General features: G+C 71.0%; 18 protein-coding genes. 12 read left to right on the forward strand and 6 right to left on the reverse strand.

The features are described from left to right. The first annotated feature begins 7 nt into the window (after positions 1-7). Both AB0H62_RS21865 and AB0H62_RS21870 read left to right on the forward strand, forming a co-directional pair. Positions 8-499, forward strand: coding sequence for an NUDIX hydrolase (locus tag AB0H62_RS21865; RefSeq protein WP_220239363.1), 492 nt, complete (start codon positions 8-10; stop codon positions 497-499). 28 nt (positions 500-527) lie between these two features. Next, a complete protein-coding gene (locus tag AB0H62_RS21870; protein ID WP_360587746.1) occupies positions 528-1,748 on the forward strand; it encodes a helix-turn-helix transcriptional regulator in 1,221 nt (406 codons plus the stop codon). A 72-nt stretch (positions 1,749-1,820) separates the two neighbouring features. On the opposite strand, the gene AB0H62_RS21875 is transcribed toward AB0H62_RS21870, so the two are convergent. Further along, positions 1,821-2,753, reverse strand: a complete 933-nt coding sequence (locus AB0H62_RS21875; protein WP_360587748.1) for a zinc-binding alcohol dehydrogenase family protein — start codon at positions 2,751-2,753, stop codon at positions 1,821-1,823. Positions 2,754-2,832: 79 nt separating this feature from the next. Between AB0H62_RS21875 and AB0H62_RS21880 the strand changes: the two genes are divergently transcribed. Continuing rightward, the gene (locus tag AB0H62_RS21880) at positions 2,833-3,255 is read left to right on the forward strand and encodes a MarR family transcriptional regulator (protein WP_360587750.1); all 423 of its coding nucleotides are present in this window, start codon (positions 2,833-2,835) and stop codon (positions 3,253-3,255) included. 3 nt (positions 3,256-3,258) lie between these two features. Here AB0H62_RS21880 and AB0H62_RS21885 read toward each other — a convergent pair whose 3' ends face one another. After that, complete coding sequence (locus AB0H62_RS21885; protein WP_360587752.1) at positions 3,259-3,864, reverse strand: TetR/AcrR family transcriptional regulator; 606 nt, start codon at positions 3,862-3,864, stop codon at positions 3,259-3,261. A gap of 14 nt (positions 3,865-3,878) precedes the next feature. Further along, positions 3,879-4,652, reverse strand: a complete 774-nt coding sequence (locus tag AB0H62_RS21890; protein WP_360587754.1) for a methyltransferase domain-containing protein — start codon at positions 4,650-4,652, stop codon at positions 3,879-3,881. 196 nt (positions 4,653-4,848) lie between these two features. On the opposite strand from AB0H62_RS21890, the gene AB0H62_RS21895 reads away from it, so the two are divergent. Continuing rightward, positions 4,849-5,316, forward strand: a complete 468-nt coding sequence (locus AB0H62_RS21895; RefSeq protein ID WP_360587756.1) for a DUF417 family protein — start codon at positions 4,849-4,851, stop codon at positions 5,314-5,316. Here AB0H62_RS21895 and AB0H62_RS21900 read toward each other — a convergent pair. Continuing rightward, complete coding sequence (locus AB0H62_RS21900) at positions 5,313-6,428, reverse strand: glycosyltransferase (protein WP_360587758.1); 1,116 nt, start codon at positions 6,426-6,428, stop codon at positions 5,313-5,315. The genes AB0H62_RS21895 and AB0H62_RS21900 overlap by 4 nt on opposite strands. 288 nt (positions 6,429-6,716) lie before the next feature. Between AB0H62_RS21900 and AB0H62_RS21905 the strand changes: the two genes are divergently transcribed. The 7 genes from AB0H62_RS21905 to AB0H62_RS21935 all read left to right on the forward strand — a co-directional run bounded on the left by AB0H62_RS21905 (position 6,717) and on the right by AB0H62_RS21935 (position 16,427). Beyond that, positions 6,717-8,594, forward strand: coding sequence for an alpha-L-fucosidase (locus tag AB0H62_RS21905; protein WP_360587760.1), 1,878 nt, complete (start codon positions 6,717-6,719; stop codon positions 8,592-8,594). Positions 8,595-8,610: 16 nt separating this feature from the next. Then, entirely contained in the window at positions 8,611-10,509 is a 1,899-nt protein-coding gene (locus tag AB0H62_RS21910) for a beta-N-acetylglucosaminidase domain-containing protein (RefSeq protein WP_360587762.1), read from the forward strand. Positions 10,510-10,530: 21 nt separating this feature from the next. Then, the gene (locus tag AB0H62_RS21915) at positions 10,531-12,366 is read left to right on the forward strand and encodes a beta-galactosidase family protein (RefSeq protein WP_360587764.1); all 1,836 of its coding nucleotides are present in this window, start codon (positions 10,531-10,533) and stop codon (positions 12,364-12,366) included. 89 nt (positions 12,367-12,455) lie between these two features. Beyond that, entirely contained in the window at positions 12,456-12,929 is a 474-nt protein-coding gene (locus tag AB0H62_RS21920; protein WP_220239373.1) for a carboxymuconolactone decarboxylase family protein, read from the forward strand. 415 nt (positions 12,930-13,344) lie between these two features. Then, positions 13,345-14,205 (forward strand): amidohydrolase family protein, encoded by an 861-nt coding sequence (locus AB0H62_RS21925; RefSeq protein ID WP_220239374.1) that lies wholly within the window; start codon positions 13,345-13,347, stop codon positions 14,203-14,205. After that, positions 14,198-15,082 carry a hypothetical protein gene (locus tag AB0H62_RS21930; protein WP_360587766.1) on the forward strand — a complete coding sequence of 295 codons (885 nt, stop codon included), beginning with the start codon at positions 14,198-14,200 and terminating at the stop codon, positions 15,080-15,082. The genes AB0H62_RS21925 and AB0H62_RS21930 overlap by 8 nt, the downstream gene beginning before the upstream one ends. Before the next feature lie 46 nt (positions 15,083-15,128). Next, entirely contained in the window at positions 15,129-16,427 is a 1,299-nt protein-coding gene (locus AB0H62_RS21935) for a cation:dicarboxylase symporter family transporter (RefSeq protein ID WP_220239376.1), read from the forward strand. A 41-nt stretch (positions 16,428-16,468) separates the two neighbouring features. On the opposite strand, the gene AB0H62_RS21940 is transcribed toward AB0H62_RS21935, so the two are convergent. Both AB0H62_RS21940 and AB0H62_RS21945 read right to left on the reverse strand, forming a co-directional pair. Continuing rightward, the gene (locus tag AB0H62_RS21940; RefSeq protein ID WP_360587768.1) at positions 16,469-17,233 is read right to left on the reverse strand and encodes a crotonase/enoyl-CoA hydratase family protein; all 765 of its coding nucleotides are present in this window, start codon (positions 17,231-17,233) and stop codon (positions 16,469-16,471) included. Continuing rightward, on the reverse strand, positions 17,230-18,747 hold the full coding sequence (locus AB0H62_RS21945; RefSeq protein ID WP_360587770.1) for an AMP-binding protein: 1,518 nt from the start codon (positions 18,745-18,747) through the stop codon (positions 17,230-17,232). The genes AB0H62_RS21940 and AB0H62_RS21945 overlap by 4 nt, the downstream gene beginning before the upstream one ends. 56 nt (positions 18,748-18,803) lie before the next feature. On the opposite strand from AB0H62_RS21945, the gene AB0H62_RS21950 reads away from it, so the two are divergent. Further along, entirely contained in the window at positions 18,804-19,334 is a 531-nt protein-coding gene (locus tag AB0H62_RS21950; RefSeq protein WP_360587772.1) for a TetR/AcrR family transcriptional regulator, read from the forward strand. Positions 19,335-19,337 lie beyond the last annotated feature (3 nt).

A 19,337-nucleotide genomic window follows, 5' to 3' on the forward strand; every position in this document is an offset into this window, starting at 1 on the left:
TCCGGGCGTGGACCTCCTCCCGTTCGACGAATACGTGCGCTCGCTCAACCGGAAGCGGATGTCCGCGGGAACCCTGATCCGCGACGCCGCCGACCGCGTTCTCCTCGTCGAGCCGTCGTACAAGGAGCACTGGGACATCCCAGGCGGCGCCTGCGAGGAAGGCGAACCGCCCTGGCGAACTGCGCGCCGCGAACGCGCCGAGGAAGTCGGTATCGACCGGCCCCTCGGCCCGCTGTTGGTCATCGACTACATCTCGGCCAACGACCGGATGCCCGAGGGCATGGCGTTCATATTCGACGGTGGGATCATCACCGAGGACGAGGCTGCTCAGCTCAAGCTGACCGATCCGGAGATCCTCTCGGTGGAGCTGCTGCCCATCGACGAGGCCGCCGACCGGGTGAAACCGGTGCTCGCACGGCGGATTCGGGCAGCGCTCGAATCCGCGCGGGCCGGAGGAAGCTTCGTGTTCTGCGAGAATGGCTTGCCGATCACGGACTAGGGGCGGTCGGTTCCCGGGGGAGGGCACCATGGCTGGCGCACCAATCGCCGACAACCTCGCACGGCTGCGCGTCGCGCGGGACCTCTCGCAGGAGCAGCTCGCCGAAGCGGCCGGTGTCGGTTCCGACACCGTTGCACGAATCGAGCAAGGCAAGCGGACCCAGAGCCGCCCGGCCACCTTGCGGAAGCTCGCCGGCGCGCTCGGCGTGAGCGTGGACGCGTTTCTCGGCCAGGCGCCCGCGCCCCACTCGCTCGACGTTGACCTGGTTCCGCTGCGACGCGCCATCAACCACGACGCGCAGATCCCCGGCCTCGACGACCTCGCCGACACCCGTGACCTGCTTACCCTGCCGGAGCTCACGGATACCGCACACCAGGCCTGGCGCGCCTACGTCGACGGCCGTCACACCGAGCTGCTCCACGCGCTCCCGCTCGTGCTCGCCGACGCGCGCCGAGTCGTCCGCGACGCGCGCGACGACGAACGCGCCGGCGGCTACCGCGTGCTGTCCACCGCCTACCGGCTCGGAGCCGGCATCGCCGGCCGGATCGGGCTCGACGACCTCGCCTACACCGCGGCCGCGCGCGCGGTCCAGGTTGCCGGCGAATCCGACGCCCCGGATGTGGAACGAGCGATCTCGCTCCGCTACCTCGCCTGGACTCTGGTTCGCCAGGGACTGTCCGAAGACGCCGAGCGCGTCGCGACCGAGGCTGCCGCGGTGATCGAACCCCGCATGCTCGACCGTGACCCCACTCGCGCCGGCGTGTTCGGCAACCTCCTCTTCAACGCCGCGACCGCAGCGCTCAACAACGGCAGCACCGGCCGCGCCGACGACCTCCTCGCAGCGGCGCACGCGGCCGCCGTCCGATCGCGCGGGGACACCGCGACTGAAGCTGCGATCTTCGGCCCCCGTGTCGCCGCGCTGCAACGTGTAGATTTCACTGTCCGCGCTGGCGACCCGGAACGTGCCCTCGTGCTCGCGGGCACAGTGCCGGAGGTGGACGGCAGCGACGTGCCCGCGTTCTGGGAGGCCGGACACCGGCTGTTCCTTGCCGCTGCGGCGGCTGTGCTCCGACGAGACCAAGCGGCTCTCGGCTGGCTCGGCGAGGCGCGCGACCTCGCGCCCGACTGGGTCCGCTACCAGCCACTCGGCAAGCGCACCATGCTTCAGCTCGTCCAGCGCGCGACGCGTCGACGCGGGCCGAAGTTCGCCAGCCTCGCCAAGCACTACGGCGCCGTCGCGGACAACTAGGGTTCGCGGTCAGCAGCAGCGGAAAGCCCCGGCCACAGCATGGGGGACCGGCGCACGGCCCAAGCCGAGGGCTCAGGGTGTGAAGACGATCCGCTCGCCGGGGTCGGACGGCGTCGTCCAGGTGCTCTCGACGTCGGTGAGCGGGACGGCCTTCGCGGCGGTGGTGAAGGTGCCGGCGGCGAGTTCGTCGAGCAGCGACGGCAGTTCGGCGACGATGCCGGCGGCGGTCAGCGAAGCCTGACCGCTGCCCATGATCCGCAGGGTCGCCGCGCGCAGCAGGGCCGAGGGCAGCGTGACGTCGGCGCCGGCGAGGGAGCCGATCTGCACCCAGGCCAGTGGTTTGCTGCGCTCGGCGCGGTGGGTGACGAGCGCCCGCATCGCCAGCTCGGGCGGGGCGCCCCAGGTGTAGTCGAGCACGACGTCGACGTCCGCGGCGAGCTTGTCCGCGTCCGCGGTTGAAACGACGTGGGTCGCACCGAGCGTGGTGAGCAGCTCCAGCCGCCGCAGATCCCGCCCGACCGCGATGACCTCGCCGGCCCCGAGGTGCCGCGCGACCTCCACCGCCAGCCGCCCGGCGTTGCCCGTCGCGCCGAGCACCAGCACGCTCTGCCCCGGCTCGAACTCGACCCGCCGCCGCAACGCCACCCACGACGACATCGCCGGGTTCATCGCGGCCGCGACCACCACGGCGTCGGCTCCGGCGGGCAGCTCCACCGCGCGCCGTGGATCGACCACCGCGCGCTCGGCCATCGTCCCGGGCACGTCGTCGCCGGCGACGAAGTACACGCGCCGCCCGTCGGGCAGCCGGCCGACCCCGTCGACACCCGGGACCATCGGCAGGCGCCCGTCACTGGTGTAGTGCGTGCCGCCCGCGCCGGACCGCACGCGCGGGTGCAGGCCGGCCGCGAGCACCTCCGTGAGCAGGTGCCCGCTGGCGGCTTCGGGCGTCTCGAACTCTTCGTAGCGGGGCGGCTGTTCGAACGACCGCGCGACAGCTGCGTACACGGCGGTTCTCCCTCGGTTTAGTACGTGGCACAAACCAAATTAGTTTGTGTCACGTACTACGTCAAGTATGCTGTCGCCCATGGAGCAACCACCGGACCTGGGCATCGTCGACGGCCTGGCGCAGCTGTCCTTCCTGGTCCAGGGCGAGCTCGCCCACGTCGCCGCCGAGCACGGCCTGTCGCTCGTGCAGCTGCGCCTGCTGGGCATCCTGCGCGACCGCACGCCGGGCATGCAGGAGCTCGCGCGGCACCTCGAGCTCGACAAGTCGAGCACCACGGGCCTCGTCACCCGCGCCGAACGCCGCGGTCTGGTCCAGCGCACCCCGGCCCCGCATGACGGCCGCGGCGTGCTCGTGTCGCTCACCCCCGAGGGGCACGCACTGGCGCGCGAGGGTGAGGCGGAGGTGGGGCGACGGCTGGTGGCGCTGACCGCCGGACTTACCGAGGTGCAACGTTCCCGATTGGCTCAGCTGGCCAGTTTCGTGGTGGCCGCGGCGGAGTGATCCTCAGGCGCCGATGCCCTCGAGCACCGTCGCCACCACGTCGTCGACCGACGGTGCCGAGGTCGGGCCCGCGTGGGGGACCAGCGCGGAGAACACCGTCTCGTGGCACGCGCCGACGAGCAGGGCCGCGGCGGCGTCGAGGTGGGCGGCGGGGGAGAGCCGGCCCAGGTCGCGTTCCGCGTGGAGGTAGGTCAGGAGGCGGTCGCGCCATTCGGTGCCCGTGGGGGTGAGGGACGCGAAGCGCGTGAGCACCGCCTGGCGGGCGAGCAGGCCGGCGAACGTGGGCAGGATGGCGCGGTGCAGGGCGAGCCCGTAGACGAGGTGCGCGCGGAGATTGGCCTCGACCGTGCCTTCTCCGGGAGTCGGCAGGTCGCCCAGCTCGCGTTCGGCGTTGCGGACGTGGGCGCGCAGCGCGTGTGCCAGGAGTTCTTCCTTGTCGGCGAAGTGGTTGTACAACACGCCGTCCGCGACGCCGGCGCGGCGGGCGATCGCGCGGACCGTCAGCTTCGCCGCGCCTTCCTCGGCCATGAGCGCGCCGGCCGTCGCGATGAGGTGCTCGCGCAGGCTGCGGTCCCCGTCGCGCAGGGCGGCTGCTGTTCTCGGTGACATCGCCGCCATCGTATTCACCGGGTGGCGGTGACGAGCCACGCCGCGCCCCGCAGCCGCACTGCGCCGGGTTCGGCGAACGGGCGCAAGGCCTCCGCCAGGGCGGTTTCGGCGTCCCGCGCGTGGTGCCGGACCGGGCCCCAGCCGGCGATGAACTCCGCCGCGTCGGCCACGTCGCGGCCCCAGACCTGGTCGGCCTCGACCCGCGTGCACGTGACGTCGTGGAATCCCGCCTCCGCCAGTACCGAGCGCGTGTGCGCGGGATCGGCGAGCGACATCGGCCCGCTGCCCGAAGGCAGTGGCGCCAGTGCGCCGAACACGGTCCCGAGGTCGGTTCCTGCCAGCTCGGTCAGGCACACGAACGCGAGCCGCCCACCCAGCCGAAGCGCGTGGCGCACCCCGGCGAACGCCGCCACCGGATCCGCGTAGAACATCACCCCGAACCGGCTCAACGCGACGTCGAACGACCCCTCGGCGAACGGATGAACCTGCACGTCACCCTGCTCGAACACCACGTTCGCCGCACTCCGGGCCCGTGCCGTCGCCAGCATCGGCCCGGACAGGTCGACGCCCAGCACCCGGCCGGACCCGGACCGCTCCGCCGCGAGCCGCGTCAGCTGCCCCGTGCCGCACCCGAGGTCGACCACGTCGTCGCCCGGACCGACCGCGGCCAGCAGAAACGGGTTGAACCCGCTGTTCACCGCGTCGTAGCGATCGGCGTGCTCCGCCCAGTGCCCACCCTCGTAGCCGTTCCACGCCTCCGCCTGCGCCGTGTTGACGATCCCGGTCATGAGCTCCTCCTCGAGTGTAGTGAACACATGTTCATGAACAGACGTTCATAATGACTCGCAGCGCCGGAGACTGTCAACTGGTCCGATGTGGACGGTCATGATCACGTCAGCGATTCGTAAGGCTCCGCCACCTCGGCCTCCGAGCTGATCTTGGTTACCGTCGGCCGGACATCCGATCACGACGAAAGGGGAGCCCGTGGCTTCTCGGGTCACACTGGGACGACGCGTCGAGGCCGTGGGCGGGCTCGTCGTGCGCTACGGGCTCGTGCTGGTCGTCGCGTGGATCGCGGTGCTCAAGCTGACGGCGTCGGAAGCCACGCGCATCCAGCAGTACGTCTCGCACAGCCCGTTCCTGAGCTGGACGAACCACGTCCTGGACCCACAAGCCCTCGCGATCGTCCTCGGCGCGGTCGAGTTCGGCGCCGCCGTTCTCATCGCCGCCGGCCCGTGGGCGCCCCGGGTGTCCGCTGTGGGCAGTGCGCTCGGGGTCCTGATTTTTCTGACCACGCTCAGCTTTTTCCTCACGACCCCCGGCGTCGGCGACGCGGCGGCGGGCGGCTTCCCCGCGTTGTCGCCGGTCGGCCAGTTCCTGCTCAAGGACGTGGTGCTGCTCGGCGCGTCGATCTGGACCCTGGGCCGGTCGCTGAACCGCGAAGAGTCCTAAGTGGACGAGTAGTTCCGCCCCTTCCACCCGGCACCACGGCCGGCGAAGTGCCGGCGCGCCGAATCGAGCGTCATCAACGTGTACAGCAACGCCGTCACCGGCAGCAGCGCGCCGAGCACCGGCCACTGCCGGTAGTAGCGCGCGATCGGCACGAACGTCGCCGCCATCAGCACCCACGCCGCCAGCGCCGGCCACGACGGGCCGGCGAACGTCAGTACCGGGGGAGCGAGGAACACCAGAGCCAGGCCGACCACGGTGCCCGCCAGCACGAGCGGTGAGTGCCGCAACTGCGTGTACGCCGTGCGCGCCACCATCTGCCACAGATCGGAAAGCCGCGGGTACGGCCGGACACTGTGGACGTTCGTCGCGAACCCCAGCCACGTCCGCCCACCCGCCGCGGACACCGCGCGGGCCAGGGCGACGTCGTCGATCACGGCGCCGCGGACGGCCGCGAGGCCACCGGCGCGTTCGAGGGCGCCGCGGCGCACAAGCACGCAGCCGCCGGCGGCCGCGGCCACCCGCGAGCGCGGGTTGTTCACGCGCCGGAACGGGTAGAGCATCGCGAAGAAGTACACGAACGCCGGCACGATCAGCCGTTCCCACGGCGTTTCGGTGCGCAGCACGGCCATCTGCGACACGAGGTCGTGCTCACCGCACGCCGCCACGAGGGTTTCGAGCGAACCCGGGCCGTGCTCGATGTCCGCGTCGGTCAGCAGCACGAACTCCGCCATGCCCGCCTCGGCGATGCCACGCGCGGCCGCCCACAGCTTGCCCGTCCAGCCCGCCGGCAACGGATCCGGCGTCACCACGGTCAGCGGCAGCGCGTCGGGCGCGCGCCCGAGCCGCCGGGCGAGGTCGCCGGTGCCGTCGCCGCTGTCGTCGTCGACGAGGATCACGCGTGCCTCGCCCGGGTACCGTTGCGCGAGCAGGGCGGGCAACGTCGTCGGGAGCACGGCCGCCTCGTCGCGCGCGGGTACCACGATCGCCACCGACGGCCACTCGCCCGGCCGCGCCGACGGCGGCAACCGCTGGTCCGTTCGCCAGAACCAGCCGTGGCCGAAGGCGAGTCCCAGCCACACCACGAGCGTGAGCCACCCGAGCACCGTCAGCACTTCGCGGATCCTAGCGCCGCGATCAGGTCCTGGCTCGACGACAGCATCGGTCCAGACCCATCGGACGACTGACCTTTCTCGTGCTGGAAACTCAGCCCCGAGTGAACGGCGTCAACCAGGTACGAACACAGATTCCCCGGGAAGACAGGGAACGGACAGCCCTGTGCGCCTCCCCCGAGTAGGTCTAGACATCCGATGGATCACGCACCTAGTGTGCTGGGCGATCCACCAGCTCGTCGCCGGCCGCCACCGGGGCACGCGGCCGCGCGGACCCGTCAGGAGGAGCACGTGCCGATCTCGACGCGCCGGAACGCCGTTCTGGCCGCACTGTTTTCCCTCGCCGTGGCCGGATCCACGGCCACGCCCGGTGTCGCCGCACCGCCGGACCGCGGCTGCACCGGACCGATCAAGACCGCGGCGATCATGACCGTCCAGCCGTGCGACGGCATGGACCGCGTTCTGGCCAAGGCCGCCGCCGTCGTACCACGGCCCGGCCAGCTCGCCTGGCAGCAGCGGCCCGTCACCGCGTTCACGCACTTCGGCATGAACACCTTCACCGACCGCGAATGGGGTTCGGGCGCCGAGAAGGAGTCGACGTTCGCGCCACCGGCGGTGGACACCGACCAGTGGATGCGCTCGCTCAAGGCCGCCGGCGTCACGCAGGTGATGCTCACCGCCAAGCACCACGACGGTTTCGTGCTCTACCCGACCCGCTACACCGACCACTCCGTCGTCGCCAGCCCGTGGTGGCTCGGCGCGGGCTGCACCGACCCGAAGGCCGACGCCGCACGCCAAACTGCGCAGGCCACGCGCTCGCAGGACCCGTCCGCCTTCTGGCAGGCGCGCGACGCGGGCTGCACCAACCCGCGCGGCGACATCCTGCGCGACTACGTGGATTCCGCGCGCAAGGCCGGCCTCAAGGTCGGCGTCTACCTCTCGCCCGCCGACGGCGCCGAGCTGCCCGCGACCTTCTTCGCCGACGAGGTCAAGCGGATCGAGGCGAAGGTCGCCGCCGGCCAGTCGCTGTCCATCGAGGAACAAGCCACCTACGACGACCGCGCGAGCGCCCCGCAGGGCCAGGGCCGCTACGGCACCGGCAGCGCCGTGACCGAACGGACCATCCCCACGCTGGTGGCGCACGACGACCGAGCCGCCGCGCTGGCCACCGGGAAGCTGCCGCGCTTCACCGTGGACGAGGACGACTACAACACCTACTACCTCAACCAGCTCTACGAACTGTTCACCCAGTACGGCCCGATCGACGAGCTGTGGCTCGACGGCGCCAACCCGTGGCGCGACCGCGGCGTCAGCGAGAACTACGACTTCACCACCTGGTTCTCGATGATCCACGCGCTCTCGCCGAACACCGTCACGTTCGCCGGTCCGGCCGGCGTGCGCTGGGTCGGCAACGAGGGCGGCCAGGCGCGGACCACGGAGTGGAGCCCGCTGCCGACGACCGGCGACCCGAACACCGCGCACAACGAGGAGCTGTTCCTCGGCGGCGCGACGGCCACCGACCTCGGCTCGCGTCAGGTGCTGGCCGACCCGTCCGTGCGCTTCCTGCAGTGGGCGCCGGCCGAATCCGACGTCTCGATCCGCCCCGGCTGGTTCTTCCACGCGGGAGAGCAGCCGAAAACCGCCGCGCAACTCGTCGACATCTACCGGCGCACGGTCGGGCGCAACTCCTCGCTGCTGCTGAACGTGCCGCCCGGCCCGGACGGCGAGTTCGCCCCGGCGGACGTCGCGGCTTTGGCCGTCTTCGGCCAATCCGTCGCCGCCACGCAGGTGAACCAGGCCCACGCGCGGCCCGGCGACAAGGCAGTCGCCGCGGTCACCGACGGTTCGCTGACCACGTCGTGGACCCCACCGCACGGTGCGCTCGCGGGAACACTCGACGTGCCGCTCGCCCGGCCCGCGACGTTCGACCAGATCCGTCTGGGCGAGGACATCAGCCGCGGCCAGCACGTGGAGGGCGCGACCGTGCAGGCCGAGGTCAACGGCGCGTGGCAGACGCTCGGCACCGTCACCACCATCGGCTACACCCGCCTGGTCACGCTCTCCGCCCCCGTGACGACCAGCCACCTGCGCGTGGTGATCACCCAGGCGCGGGCCACGCCGTACCTCTCGACCTTCGCCCTGTACCGCACCGTGGCGCCGGCCGCCTGACCCGAGGGATCTCTTCATGACTTCACGAAAGCGCCACCTGGCAGCCGTGCTCGCGGCCGGGGTTTCGCTCGCCGCACTCGTCACGCAGCCGGCCACGGCCGCGCCCGCCCAGCACCAGCCACTGCCTGTCGTCACGCCCACGCCGCAGTCGTTCGCCCGCGACTCGGCCGACCTCGCCGTGCCCGACGAGGTCGTGCTCGTCACCGACGGCACCACCGACGCCGCCGCGAAAGACCTCGTCACCACGCTGTTCCGGCAGCACGGTGCGCGCAAGGTCACCACGGTCACCCGGGAACCCCGTCAGGGCCACGCGCTGGTCGTCCGCCTCGGCGCCGGCACCACCGCACCGGCCCAGGCCGAGGGCTACTCGCTCACCACCGCGCGCGGCGAGATCGTGATCGCCGGGCGCGACGGCTCGGGCCAGTACTACGGCGCGCAGACGTTGCGGCAGCTGTTCGTCCGGTCCGGTCACGGCTGGGCCATCAGCGGCGTGGCCGTGCGCGACTGGCCGAACATGGCGTTGCGCGGGTCGATCGAGGGCTTCTACGGCCCGCCGTGGAGCACCGCCGATCGGCTGCGGCAGATCGCGTTCCTCGGCGAGGTCAAGGCCAACACCTACGTCTACAGCGCCAAGGACGACGCCTACCTGCGCGCGCAGTGGCGCGATCCGTACCCCGCCGACGAGCTGGCCACGCTCGGGCAGCTGGTGAAGTCGGCGACCGCGCACCACGTCGACTTCACCTACGCGCTTTCGCCCGGCGTGTCGATCTGCTTCTCCTCGCCCGACGATCTCGCCGCGGTGAAGGCGAAGCTGCAGTCGGTGTACGACCTCGGCGTGCGGTCGTTCTCGATCCCGTTCGACGACATCTCCTACACCAAGTGGAACTGCGCCGCCGACCAGACAGCGTTCGGCGCGCCCGGCCAGGCCGCGGCGGGCACGGCCCAGGTGTCGCTGCTCAATGCGATCACGAGTGGCTTCGTCGAGACCCACGACGGTGCCCGTCCACTGCAGACGGTGCCCACCGAGTACAGCGACCTCAAGGACTCGCCGTACAAGACCGAGCTGCGCGAGAACCTCGACCCGTCGGTGGTCGTGCAGTGGACCGGCACGGACGTGGTGCCGCCGAGCGTCACCACCGACGAGGCGCAGCAGGTGTCCACTGTGTACGGACGCAAGGTGTTCCTCTGGGACAACTACCCCGTGAACGACTACGAGCAGTCCGCCGGCCGGCTGCTGCTCGCGCCCTACGCCCAGCGCGAGGCCGGGCTCTCGCAGTACCTCAACGGGATCGTCGCCAACCCGATGAACCAGGAGGCGGCCAGCGAGGTCGCCGAGTTCGGCGCCACGGACTTCGCGTGGAACGACGCGGGGTACTCGCCGGAGCGCTCGTGGCCGCAAGCGCTTGCGCGGCTCGCGGGCGGCGACGCCCGGGCGACGGCCGCGTTGCAGGTGTTCGCCGACCTCGAGCACCTGGCCCCGACGTTCGGCCCGACGCCGTGGCAGCCGCAGGCCCCGGTGCTGGCGGCGAAGACGAAGGCGTTCTGGCAGCGGTGGAACGCGGGTGACCACCGGGTGGCCGACCTGCGGGCGTACGCGGTGCAGATCCGCGATGCCGCGAAGGTCATCCGCGACGGCCGGGTGGAGAGCGCGTTCGTCGACGAGGCTTCACCGTGGCTCGATGCGACGGCTCTGTGGGGTGGCGCGATGGTCGACCAGCTCGACGCCCTCGCGGCGGCCGGGCGTGGTGACACCAAGGCGGCGCAGCGGCTCACCGCGTCCGCCGACGATCTCGTCGCCCGGGCCCAGGCCGTGAAGACGGGCGACACCAACCGGTGGGGGGTGCGGCAGGCACTCGTCGGCGACGGGGTCCTCGACGCGTTCATCACCCAGGCCCGAGCCGCGACGCTCGGCTGACCCCGAAGGACGGAGAGCTTCGTGAATGCAGTGAGCAGGAGGAGTTTCCTCGGCGGGGTCGCCGGGCTGGCCGCGGCGAGCACGGTGTTCGCCGGGCCCGCCGACGCGGCGGGTCGTGGGGGACTGACCGTGTCCGGTGAGCAGTTCCTGTTGGACGGCAAGCCGTTCCAGATCATCTCGGGTGCCGTGCACTATTTCCGCATCCACCCCGACCAGTGGCGCGACCGGCTGGAGCGGCTGCGGGCGCTCGGCCTGAACACGGTCGAGACGTACGTGGCGTGGAATTTCCACCAGCCGGAGCCGGGCCCGCCGGACTTCAGCGGCCGGCGTGACCTGCCGAAGTTCATCCGCACCGCCGGCGAGGTGGGGCTGCGGGTGATCGTGCGGCCGAGCCCGTACATCTGCGCGGAGTGGGACTTCGGCGGCCTGCCCGCGTGGCTGCTCGCCGACCGCGACCTCGAACTGCGGTGCGCCGATCCGAAGTACCTCAAGGCCGTGGACGCCTGGTACGACCACCTCGTGCCGCGCCTGGCCGCGCTGGAGGCGCACCGCGGCGGGCCGGTGATCGCCGTGCAGATCGAGAACGAATACGGCAGTTACGGCAACGACACCTCGTACCTGGCGCACCTGCGCGACAGCCTGCGTTCGCGGGGGTGCACGAGCCTGCTGTTCGCGGCCGACGGCGCGTCCGACTTCTTCATGCGCTTCGGCTCGCTGCCGGGCACGCTCGAAGTCGGCACGGGCGACGGCAATCCGGTGCCGAGTCTCGAAGCACTGAAGAAGTTCCAGCCCGGCAAGCCGGTGATGATGGCGGAGTTCTGGGACGGCTGGTTCGACCACTGGGGCGAGCAGCACAACACGCGCGACCCCCAGCAGATGGCGGGCTACATCGACACGGTGCTCGCCTCCGGCGCGTCGGTGAACCTGTACATGGCTTGCGGCGGCACGAACTTCGGCTTCACGAGCGGGGCCAACACCTCCGGCACGACCTACCAGCCCACCGTCACGAGCTACGACTACGACTCGCCGGTGGGGGAGGCGGGCGACCTCGGCGCGAAGTTCACGGCGCTGCGGGAGGTGATCGGCAAGTACACGAAGCTGCCCGACGGGCCGATCCCCGGCCGTTCACCGCGGCTGGCGCCGCAGACGGTGAAGCCGGACGCGACGGCGTCGCTGCTGGAGTCGCTGCCCGCGTTGTCGAAGGTGGTTCGCTCGCCGCAGCCGTTGCCGATGGAGAAGCTCGGCCAGGCCACGGGGCTCATCCACTACCGGACGAAGGTGCAGGGCCCGCACAACGGCACCCTGAGCATCCACGGCCTCGCCGACCGCGCGCTGGTCTTCGCCGGTGGAAAGCAGGTCGGCGTCCTCGACCGCAACACCCCCGACGCCACGGTGGACCTCGTGTTCGAGGAGGCGGAGAACCAGCTCGACATCCTCGTGGACACGATGGGCCGGATCAACTACGGCCCCTACCTCGCCGACCGCAAGGGCATCGACGGGTGGGTCGCCATGAACACCCAGCAGAAGCTCTTCGGCTGGGAGATCCGGCCGTTGCCGCTCGACGATCTGTCCACAGTGCACTTCACACCGGGTGCCCCGGGCGTCGGTCCGGCCTTTCACCGGGCCGCGGTGACGATCGGGGCGCCCGCCGACGGGTTCGTCGCGCTGCCGGGCTGGGAGAAGGGCATCGTCTGGCTCAACGGCTTCAACCTGGGCCGCTACTGGAGCCGCGGTCCACAACGGACTCTCTACGCCCCGGCGCCGCTCTGGCGGCGGGGGCGCAACGAGCTCGTCGTGCTGGAGCTGCACCAGCCGGGGGAGACGCTCGAGATCCGCGCGGAGGCCGACTTGGGGTGAGACGCAGGTCACATTTGCCGGTGTCACAACTTCGCGAGCCCACCCGTCAAGAGTGCGTAACCAGTGGAAAAGGGCGAAGGAGCAGACCAGTGGACGCACGACTCAACCTCTTCGAGAACGCGGTCGCCGGCAAGTTCATGAAGTACCTCAACGCGGCGAACAAGCCGATCTCGGACTCGGGCCTTCCCGCTGCGACGCAGGAGCTCGTGAAGCTGCGCGCCAGCCAGATCAACGGCTGCGGCTTCTGCACCGACATGCACTACAAGGAAGCCGTGGCCGCGGGCGAAGAGCCCACTCGCCTCAACCTCGTCGCGGCCTGGCGCGAAGCCACGGTCTTCACCGACGCCGAGCGCGCGGCCCTCGAGCTGGCCGAAGAGGGCACCCGCATCGCCGACGCCGCGGGAGGTGTCAGCGACGAGGTCTGGCAGCAGGCCGCGAAGCACTACGACGAGGACCAGCTCACCGGCCTCACCATGCTCATCGCGCTCATCAACACCTACAACCGCATGAACGTGATCACCCAGCAGCCGGCGGGCCACTACGAGGTGGGCATGTTCGGCTGATCCCGGGTCACCGCCGCTCCCACCGCTACGACGCCCCAGGCACCGGACCTCCGGAGCCTGGGGCGTTGTGCTGTCCGCGGCCGGATTTCTCGCGGTTGTCCCTCATGCCCGGTTCAGGTGAACCCTCCCGCCCTGCCGCCGTCCCAGCATCCGGGCCAGTGAGTCTCCGGCCACCCTCACTTGTCAGGACGGCCACCCGTCCCGCACCCTCCCACCTGCACGGATTCCACGGTAAACGGCTCGCGCTGTGCTCACGAGGCGCTGCTCACCATGATCCCCAACGAAATCGTCCCCACAATCTTGTACGAGATTGTTAACAATCGTGTAGGGTCCCCGTCTGCCGGAGCGCGCGGGCTCCGAGCCGGGTCGCCGAGGATCCGGTGCTGCGCCGAACCCCCGGTTCACAGGAGGTCACATGGACACCATCGACTCGCACACCCACGTCATCTCCCCGGACGCGGGCCAGTACCCGGTCGACCCCATCGGCGGGAAGCAGAGCGAGTGGTCGAAGGCGCACCCGGTGGACATCGACGGCCTCGTACGGGCCCTCGACACGGCGGGCATCGCGCAGGCCGTGGTCGTGCAGGCGTCCACGGTGTACGGCCACGACAACCGCTACGTCGCCGAAGCGCTGCGCCGCCACCCCGACCGCTTCGCGGGCGTCTACTCGATCGACGCGATGGCTCCCGACGCCGTCGAGAAGATCGACCACTGGCAGGGCCTCGGCCTCTCGGGCTTCCGCCTGTTCACCACCGGCACGACCATGCCCGGCCAGGCCGACTGGCTCGGCCACGAGGACTCGTTCCCCGCCTGGGCCCACGCCGAGAAGCACGACATCCCGGTGTGCCTGCAGATGACGATCCAGGGTCTGCCGAAGCTGCGCGAGATCCTCGACCGTTTCCCGCGCGTGCGCGTGCTGCTGGACCACTGCGCGCGCCCCGACCTGTCCGACGGGCGCCCGTACCGCCTGGCCAAGGACCTGTTCGACCTGGCCGCCTACCCCGGTGTGCACCTCAAGCTCACCCACCGCGCGCTGGCCGCGTCGGCGAAGGGCGCGTCCACGACCGAGGACTTCCTCACCGACCTGGTCGCGGCCTACGGCGCCGCCCGCATCGCGTGGGGCTCCAACTTCCCCGCGGCCGACGGCGTGCTGCCCGACCTGCTGGCCGAGGCCCGAGAGACGGTCTCCGTGCTGCCCGAAGCGGACCTCGACCAGATCTTCGGCGGGACCGCCGCCGCCTTCTACCCGTCCCTGAAGGGTGCGAGCCGTGCCTGAGCCCACGATCCTGCGGACCGTCCTCGCGGACTACCCGCACACCAAGCCGCTCAAGAACGGCGAGGTCACCAGCCCGTCGGTCGAGCTCGACTTCACCGCGGTGTCGCCGGTGCACAAGGCGTTCGCCCCGATGGTGCGCGAAGCGGCCTACGACCTGAGCGAGCTGGCCATCGTCACGGCGCTGCAGGCGATCGCGTACGGCCGCCCTGTGGTGCTGCTGCCGGCCGTGGTCGCGTCGCGGTTCCAGCGCGGCTGCCTCATCGCCCACGCGGCGCGCCCGGTGGACCCGGCCGAGCTCAAGGGCAAGCGCATCGGCGTGCGCGCCTTCACCCAGACCACCGGCATGTGGGTGCGGGCGCACCTCACCGAGGACTTCGGCCTCGCCTCGCGCGACATCCACTGGCTCACCCGCGACGGCGCCCACGTCGCCGAGTACGAGGACCCGGACTTCGTCGAGCACGGCGTCGGCGAAGCGAGCCTGCCCGACCTCCTGCGCGAAGGCCGCATCGACGCCACCATCCTCGGCAACGACCTGCCCGAGGGCGACGAGTTCGTGCGGGTGATCCCCGACGCCGCCGCGCGCGACGAGCAGTGGTGGCGCGAGCACGGCTTCATGCCGATCAACCACATGGTCGTCGCGGGGGAGTCCGTGAGCCGCCGCGACCCCGGTGCGGTCCGCGAGGCGTACGAGCTGCTGCGCCGCGCCGACGCGACCGTCGAGCGGCCCGACGGCGCGCCGGTCCCCACGGTGTTCGGCTTCGAGCGGCTGAGCGGGCCGATCGAGCTGATCGTCGAGGCGTGCCTCGAACAAGGCCTGCTCCCACGCCGCCTCGACGCCGACGAGGTGTTCGCGCCGGCGCGCCGGATCCTCGGCTAGCCGCCAGCTTTCCCCACCGGAGATTCAACGGAGAAACCGGAAGACGATGAGCGAAACCACGTCCACGGGCGCCCCCGGGCAGACCCGCAAGCGCAAGCCGTTCTACCAGGACCTGACCTTCCAGGTCCTCGCCGGCGTCGTCGTCGGCGTGCTCGTGGGCGCGCTCGCGCCCTCGGTCGGCCACCACGTCGACTTCCTCGGCGACATCTTCATCCACCTCATCCAGATGGTCGTCGGCCTGATCATCTTCTGCACGGTCACGCACGGCATCGCCAGCGTGCGAGACCTCGGCAAGGTCGGCCGCATCGCGGTGAAGTCCATTGTGTACTTCGAGGTGATCACCACGATCGCACTGGTGATCGGCCTCGTGGTGGTCAACGTGCTGAAGCCCGGCGTCGGCATGAACATCGACCCGTCGTCGCTGCACGCGCCGGCTTCGGCGGCGCCGGCCAAGTCGGAGGGTTTCGACGACTTCCTCGTGAGCCTCGTGCCCACGTCGGCCGTCGACGCGTTCGCCAAAGGCGAGATCCTGCAGGTCCTGGTGTTCTCGGTCCTGTTCGCTTGCGGTCTCGCCGCGCTGGGCGAAAAGGCGCAGCCGGTGCTGAACATCGTCGGCACCGTGCAGCAGTCGCTGTTCTGGATCATCAAGAAGGTCATGCGGCTCGCGCCGTTCGCCGCGTTCGGGGCCATCGCGTTCACGGTGTCGAAGTACGGGCTGAGCACGCTGTTGCCGTTGGGCAAGCTGGTCGGGGTGTTCTACCTGATCGTGGTGCTGTTCTTCGTGCTCGTGCTCTGGCCGGTGTCGCACTACGCCGGGGTCAGCCTGTGGAAGGTGCTGCGCTACTTCCGCGCGGAGCTGGTGCTGGTGCTCGGCACGAGCTCGTCGGAGAGCGTGTTTCCGCAGCTCACGGCGAAGCTCGAAAAGCTGGGCGTGGACGAGCCGGTGGTGGGGCTCGTGCTGCCCACCGCGTACAGCTTCAACCACGACGGCACGTGCCTCTACTTCGCCGCGGTGAGCGTGTTCCTGGCGCAGGCCACCGGCACGGACCTGAGCTGGCAGGCGCAGCTGGGCCTGCTGTTCGTGCTGCTGCTGACGTCCAAGGGCGGCGCGGGTGTGTCGGGTTCGGCCATCGCGGTGCTGGCGCTGACGTTGGCGGCCACGCACACGATCCCGGTCAGCAGCATCGCGCTGGTGCTGGGTGTCCACAGTGTCCTGTCGGCCGCGTTCGTGTTCACCAACATCGCGGGCAACTGCGTGGCCACACTCGTCGTGGGCAAGTGGGAGAAGGCGATCGACCGCGTGACACTCCATCGGGAGCTCGACGCCGGTTACGTCGCGGCGTGACGAATCCGGGGCGGGGTTGCGCCCAGTGCCCCGCCCCGGATTCAGGCGTCGAACGAACCGTGGCGGCCGGCGCCGCGGGCGAAGCGGGTGGCGCCGGCGACGGTGTCGCTCGACAGGGAGACCAGACCGTGGCTGAACTCGTTGGCCATGGCGGATTCTTCGGTGGCGCCGTGTTGTTCGAGCACCGACGCGCGGTCTTCGCGCAGGCAGGTCTGCGGGAACGCGGCAAGGCTGTTCGCGAGCTCGACCGCCGCGTCGAGTGCCTGCCCGGCGGGGACGACGCGGTTGGCCAGGCCGATCCGCAACGCTTCGTCGGCCTCGACCGGGCGCCCGGTGAGGATGAGGTCCAGCGCGTGGCTCTGGCCGATCAGGCGCGGCAGCCGCACGGTGCCGCCGTCGATGAGCGGCACGCCCCAGCGCCGGCAGAACACGCCGAACACAGCGGTTTCGTCGGCCACGCGCAGGTCGCACCAGATCGCCAGCTCCAGCCCGCCCGCCACGGCGTGGCCGCTGACCGCGGCGATGACCGGTTTGGTCAGGCGCAGCCGCGTCGGTCCCATCGGCCCGTCGCCCGAGGGTTCGGTGCGGTTGCCCCGGCCCTCGCTGACGGCTTTGAGGTCGGCGCCCGCGCAGAACGTGCCGCCGGCGCCCTGCAACACGGCGACGGAGGCGTCCTCGTCGGTGTCGAACGCGCGGAACGCGCCGGCGAGCGCTTCGGCCGTGGCGCGGTCGACGGCGTTGCGCCGTTCGGGCCGGTCGATCGTCACGATCGTGACGGGGCCGCGCTTCTCGACCAGGACGTTCATCGGTCCTCCCACAGGGGATCACGCAGGGCGCGGCGCAGGATCTTGCCCACCGCCGACTTCGGGATCGCATCGACCACGTGCACGCTCTTGGGCACCTTGTACCCGGCGAGCCGGCCGCGCACGTGCGTGCGCAGGTCCTCTTCGGACACTGTGGCGCCGGGGCGCAGGGAGACGAACGCCGTCACGGCCTCGACCCACGTCGGATCGGGCGCACCGACCACGGCGGACTCGGCCACGGCCGGGTGCGCGGCCAGCGCGTCCTCGACCTCGCGGGGGTAGACGTTGTAGCCGCCGGTCACGATCATGTCGCTCGCGCGGTCGACCAGGTAGAGGTAGCCGCGCTCGTCGGCGCGGGCGAGGTCGCGCGTGCGGATCCAGCCGTCCACGAGCGTCTCCGCGGTGAGCTCGGGCGCGTCGAGGTACCCGCTCATCGTGAACGGCGCACGCACGCGGATCTCGCCGATCTCCCCGCGTGGCACGGGATTCCCGTCGGGATCGGTCAGCAGGAGCTCCGCGTCGACGGCCGGGTGACCGCACGAGCCGAGCAGGTCACTCTGCAGGTGGTCGGCCTTGCCGAGCACCGTCTGGCACAACGGAGCCTCGGTTTGGCCGTAGTACTGCACGAACTTCGGCCCGAAGCGGTCCATCCCTTCCTGGATCAGCGGCTTCGGCATTGGGCTGGCGCCGTAGACGATGGTGTCGAGCGTGGCCGCCGAGTCCATAGTGGACCCGGCGAGCAGCAGGCCGAGCATCGTCGGCACGAGGTTGATGTCGGTGACGCGGTGCCGGGTGATCGAGTCCGGATAGGACTCGGGGTCGAAGCCGGGCAGCACGACCGCGCGGCCGCCGCGGATCCAGTACGGCAGCACGAAAGTCCCGCTGGCGTGGATGAGCGACGCGGCGTGCAGCATCGCCGAGTCGCGGCCGGGGGAGAGGAGGTTGGCGAGGATGTTGGCGGTGATCGCGGCGTAGCCGGCCTGGGTGTGCTGCGCGGCCTTGAGCGTGCCTGTGGTGCCGGACGTGTAGAGGGCGAGCATGACGTCGTCCGGGGCGACGGGGACGCGCGGGTCGGCGGCCGGAACGCGGTCCAGTTCGGCGACGAGGTCGAGGTCCTGGGCGCGTTGCCGGTCACCGAGTCCCACCAGCCTCAGGCCGTCGAGGGTTTCGGCGAGTGTCGCGGCCCGTTCGGCCAGGGGCATGCTGTACACGAGCAGGGCCACGCCGGATTCGGCGAGCATCCGGGTCTGCTCGGCCACGGCGAGGCGGGCGTTGAGCGGCACCCTGGTCACGCCGGCCTTGAGACACGCGAAGTCGAGCGGGATGGACCACTCGCCGTTGTCGACCAGCAGCCCCACTCTCGTGCCGCGGCCCGCGCCCGCGGCGAGCAGGGCGTTGGCGAGGCGGCTGGCGCGCTCGTCGACTTCGGCGAAGGAGAACTCCCGGTCGCCGACGACCACGGCCGTGCGATCCGCGAAGCGCCGGGCACCCCGGCGCACCAACTCCACAGCGAGCATGCCCGGAGGTTTTCACAGTCCGTCTGGACTGTCAACGAGAACGGTAGGCTGCCCGGGTGACCCGCAGCGAACAACGAGCGCGTACCCACCAGACCCTGCTGGACGCCACCGTCGGGTGCCTGGTGGAGTTCGGTTACGCCGGCACGACGACGCAGCGCGTGCAGGAGCGGGCGGGGGTGTCGCGGGGTGCGCTGCTGCACCACTTCGGGTCGAAGGCGGACCTGTTCGTCGCGGCGATCCACTACATCGCCGAGCAGCAGCTGGCGCAGGTGCGGCTCGCCGGCGCGGATTCGCGGCGGCAGTTGGTGACGGCGTTGCGGGAGGCGATGTCGGGGCCGTTGTTCCTGGCGGGGCTGGAACTCTGGCTGGGCGCGCGGACCGACCCGGCGTTGCGGGCGGCGTTGCTGCCCGCGGAACGCGAGCTGGGGCGGGAGCTGCGGAAGGCGTTCGAGTCCACAGGAGACGATCGGGTCGGCTACGAATCGCTGCTGATGATGTTGCGAGGCCTCGCGCTCACCAGCATCCTGCGCGACGACACCACGGTCGCCGACGCCGTCGTGGACCGGTGGTTCGACCGCCTGGGCTGAGTT

Source organism: Amycolatopsis sp. NPDC050768 (genome assembly GCF_040654155.1).
Classification (GTDB): Bacteria; Actinomycetota; Actinomycetes; order Mycobacteriales; family Pseudonocardiaceae; genus Amycolatopsis.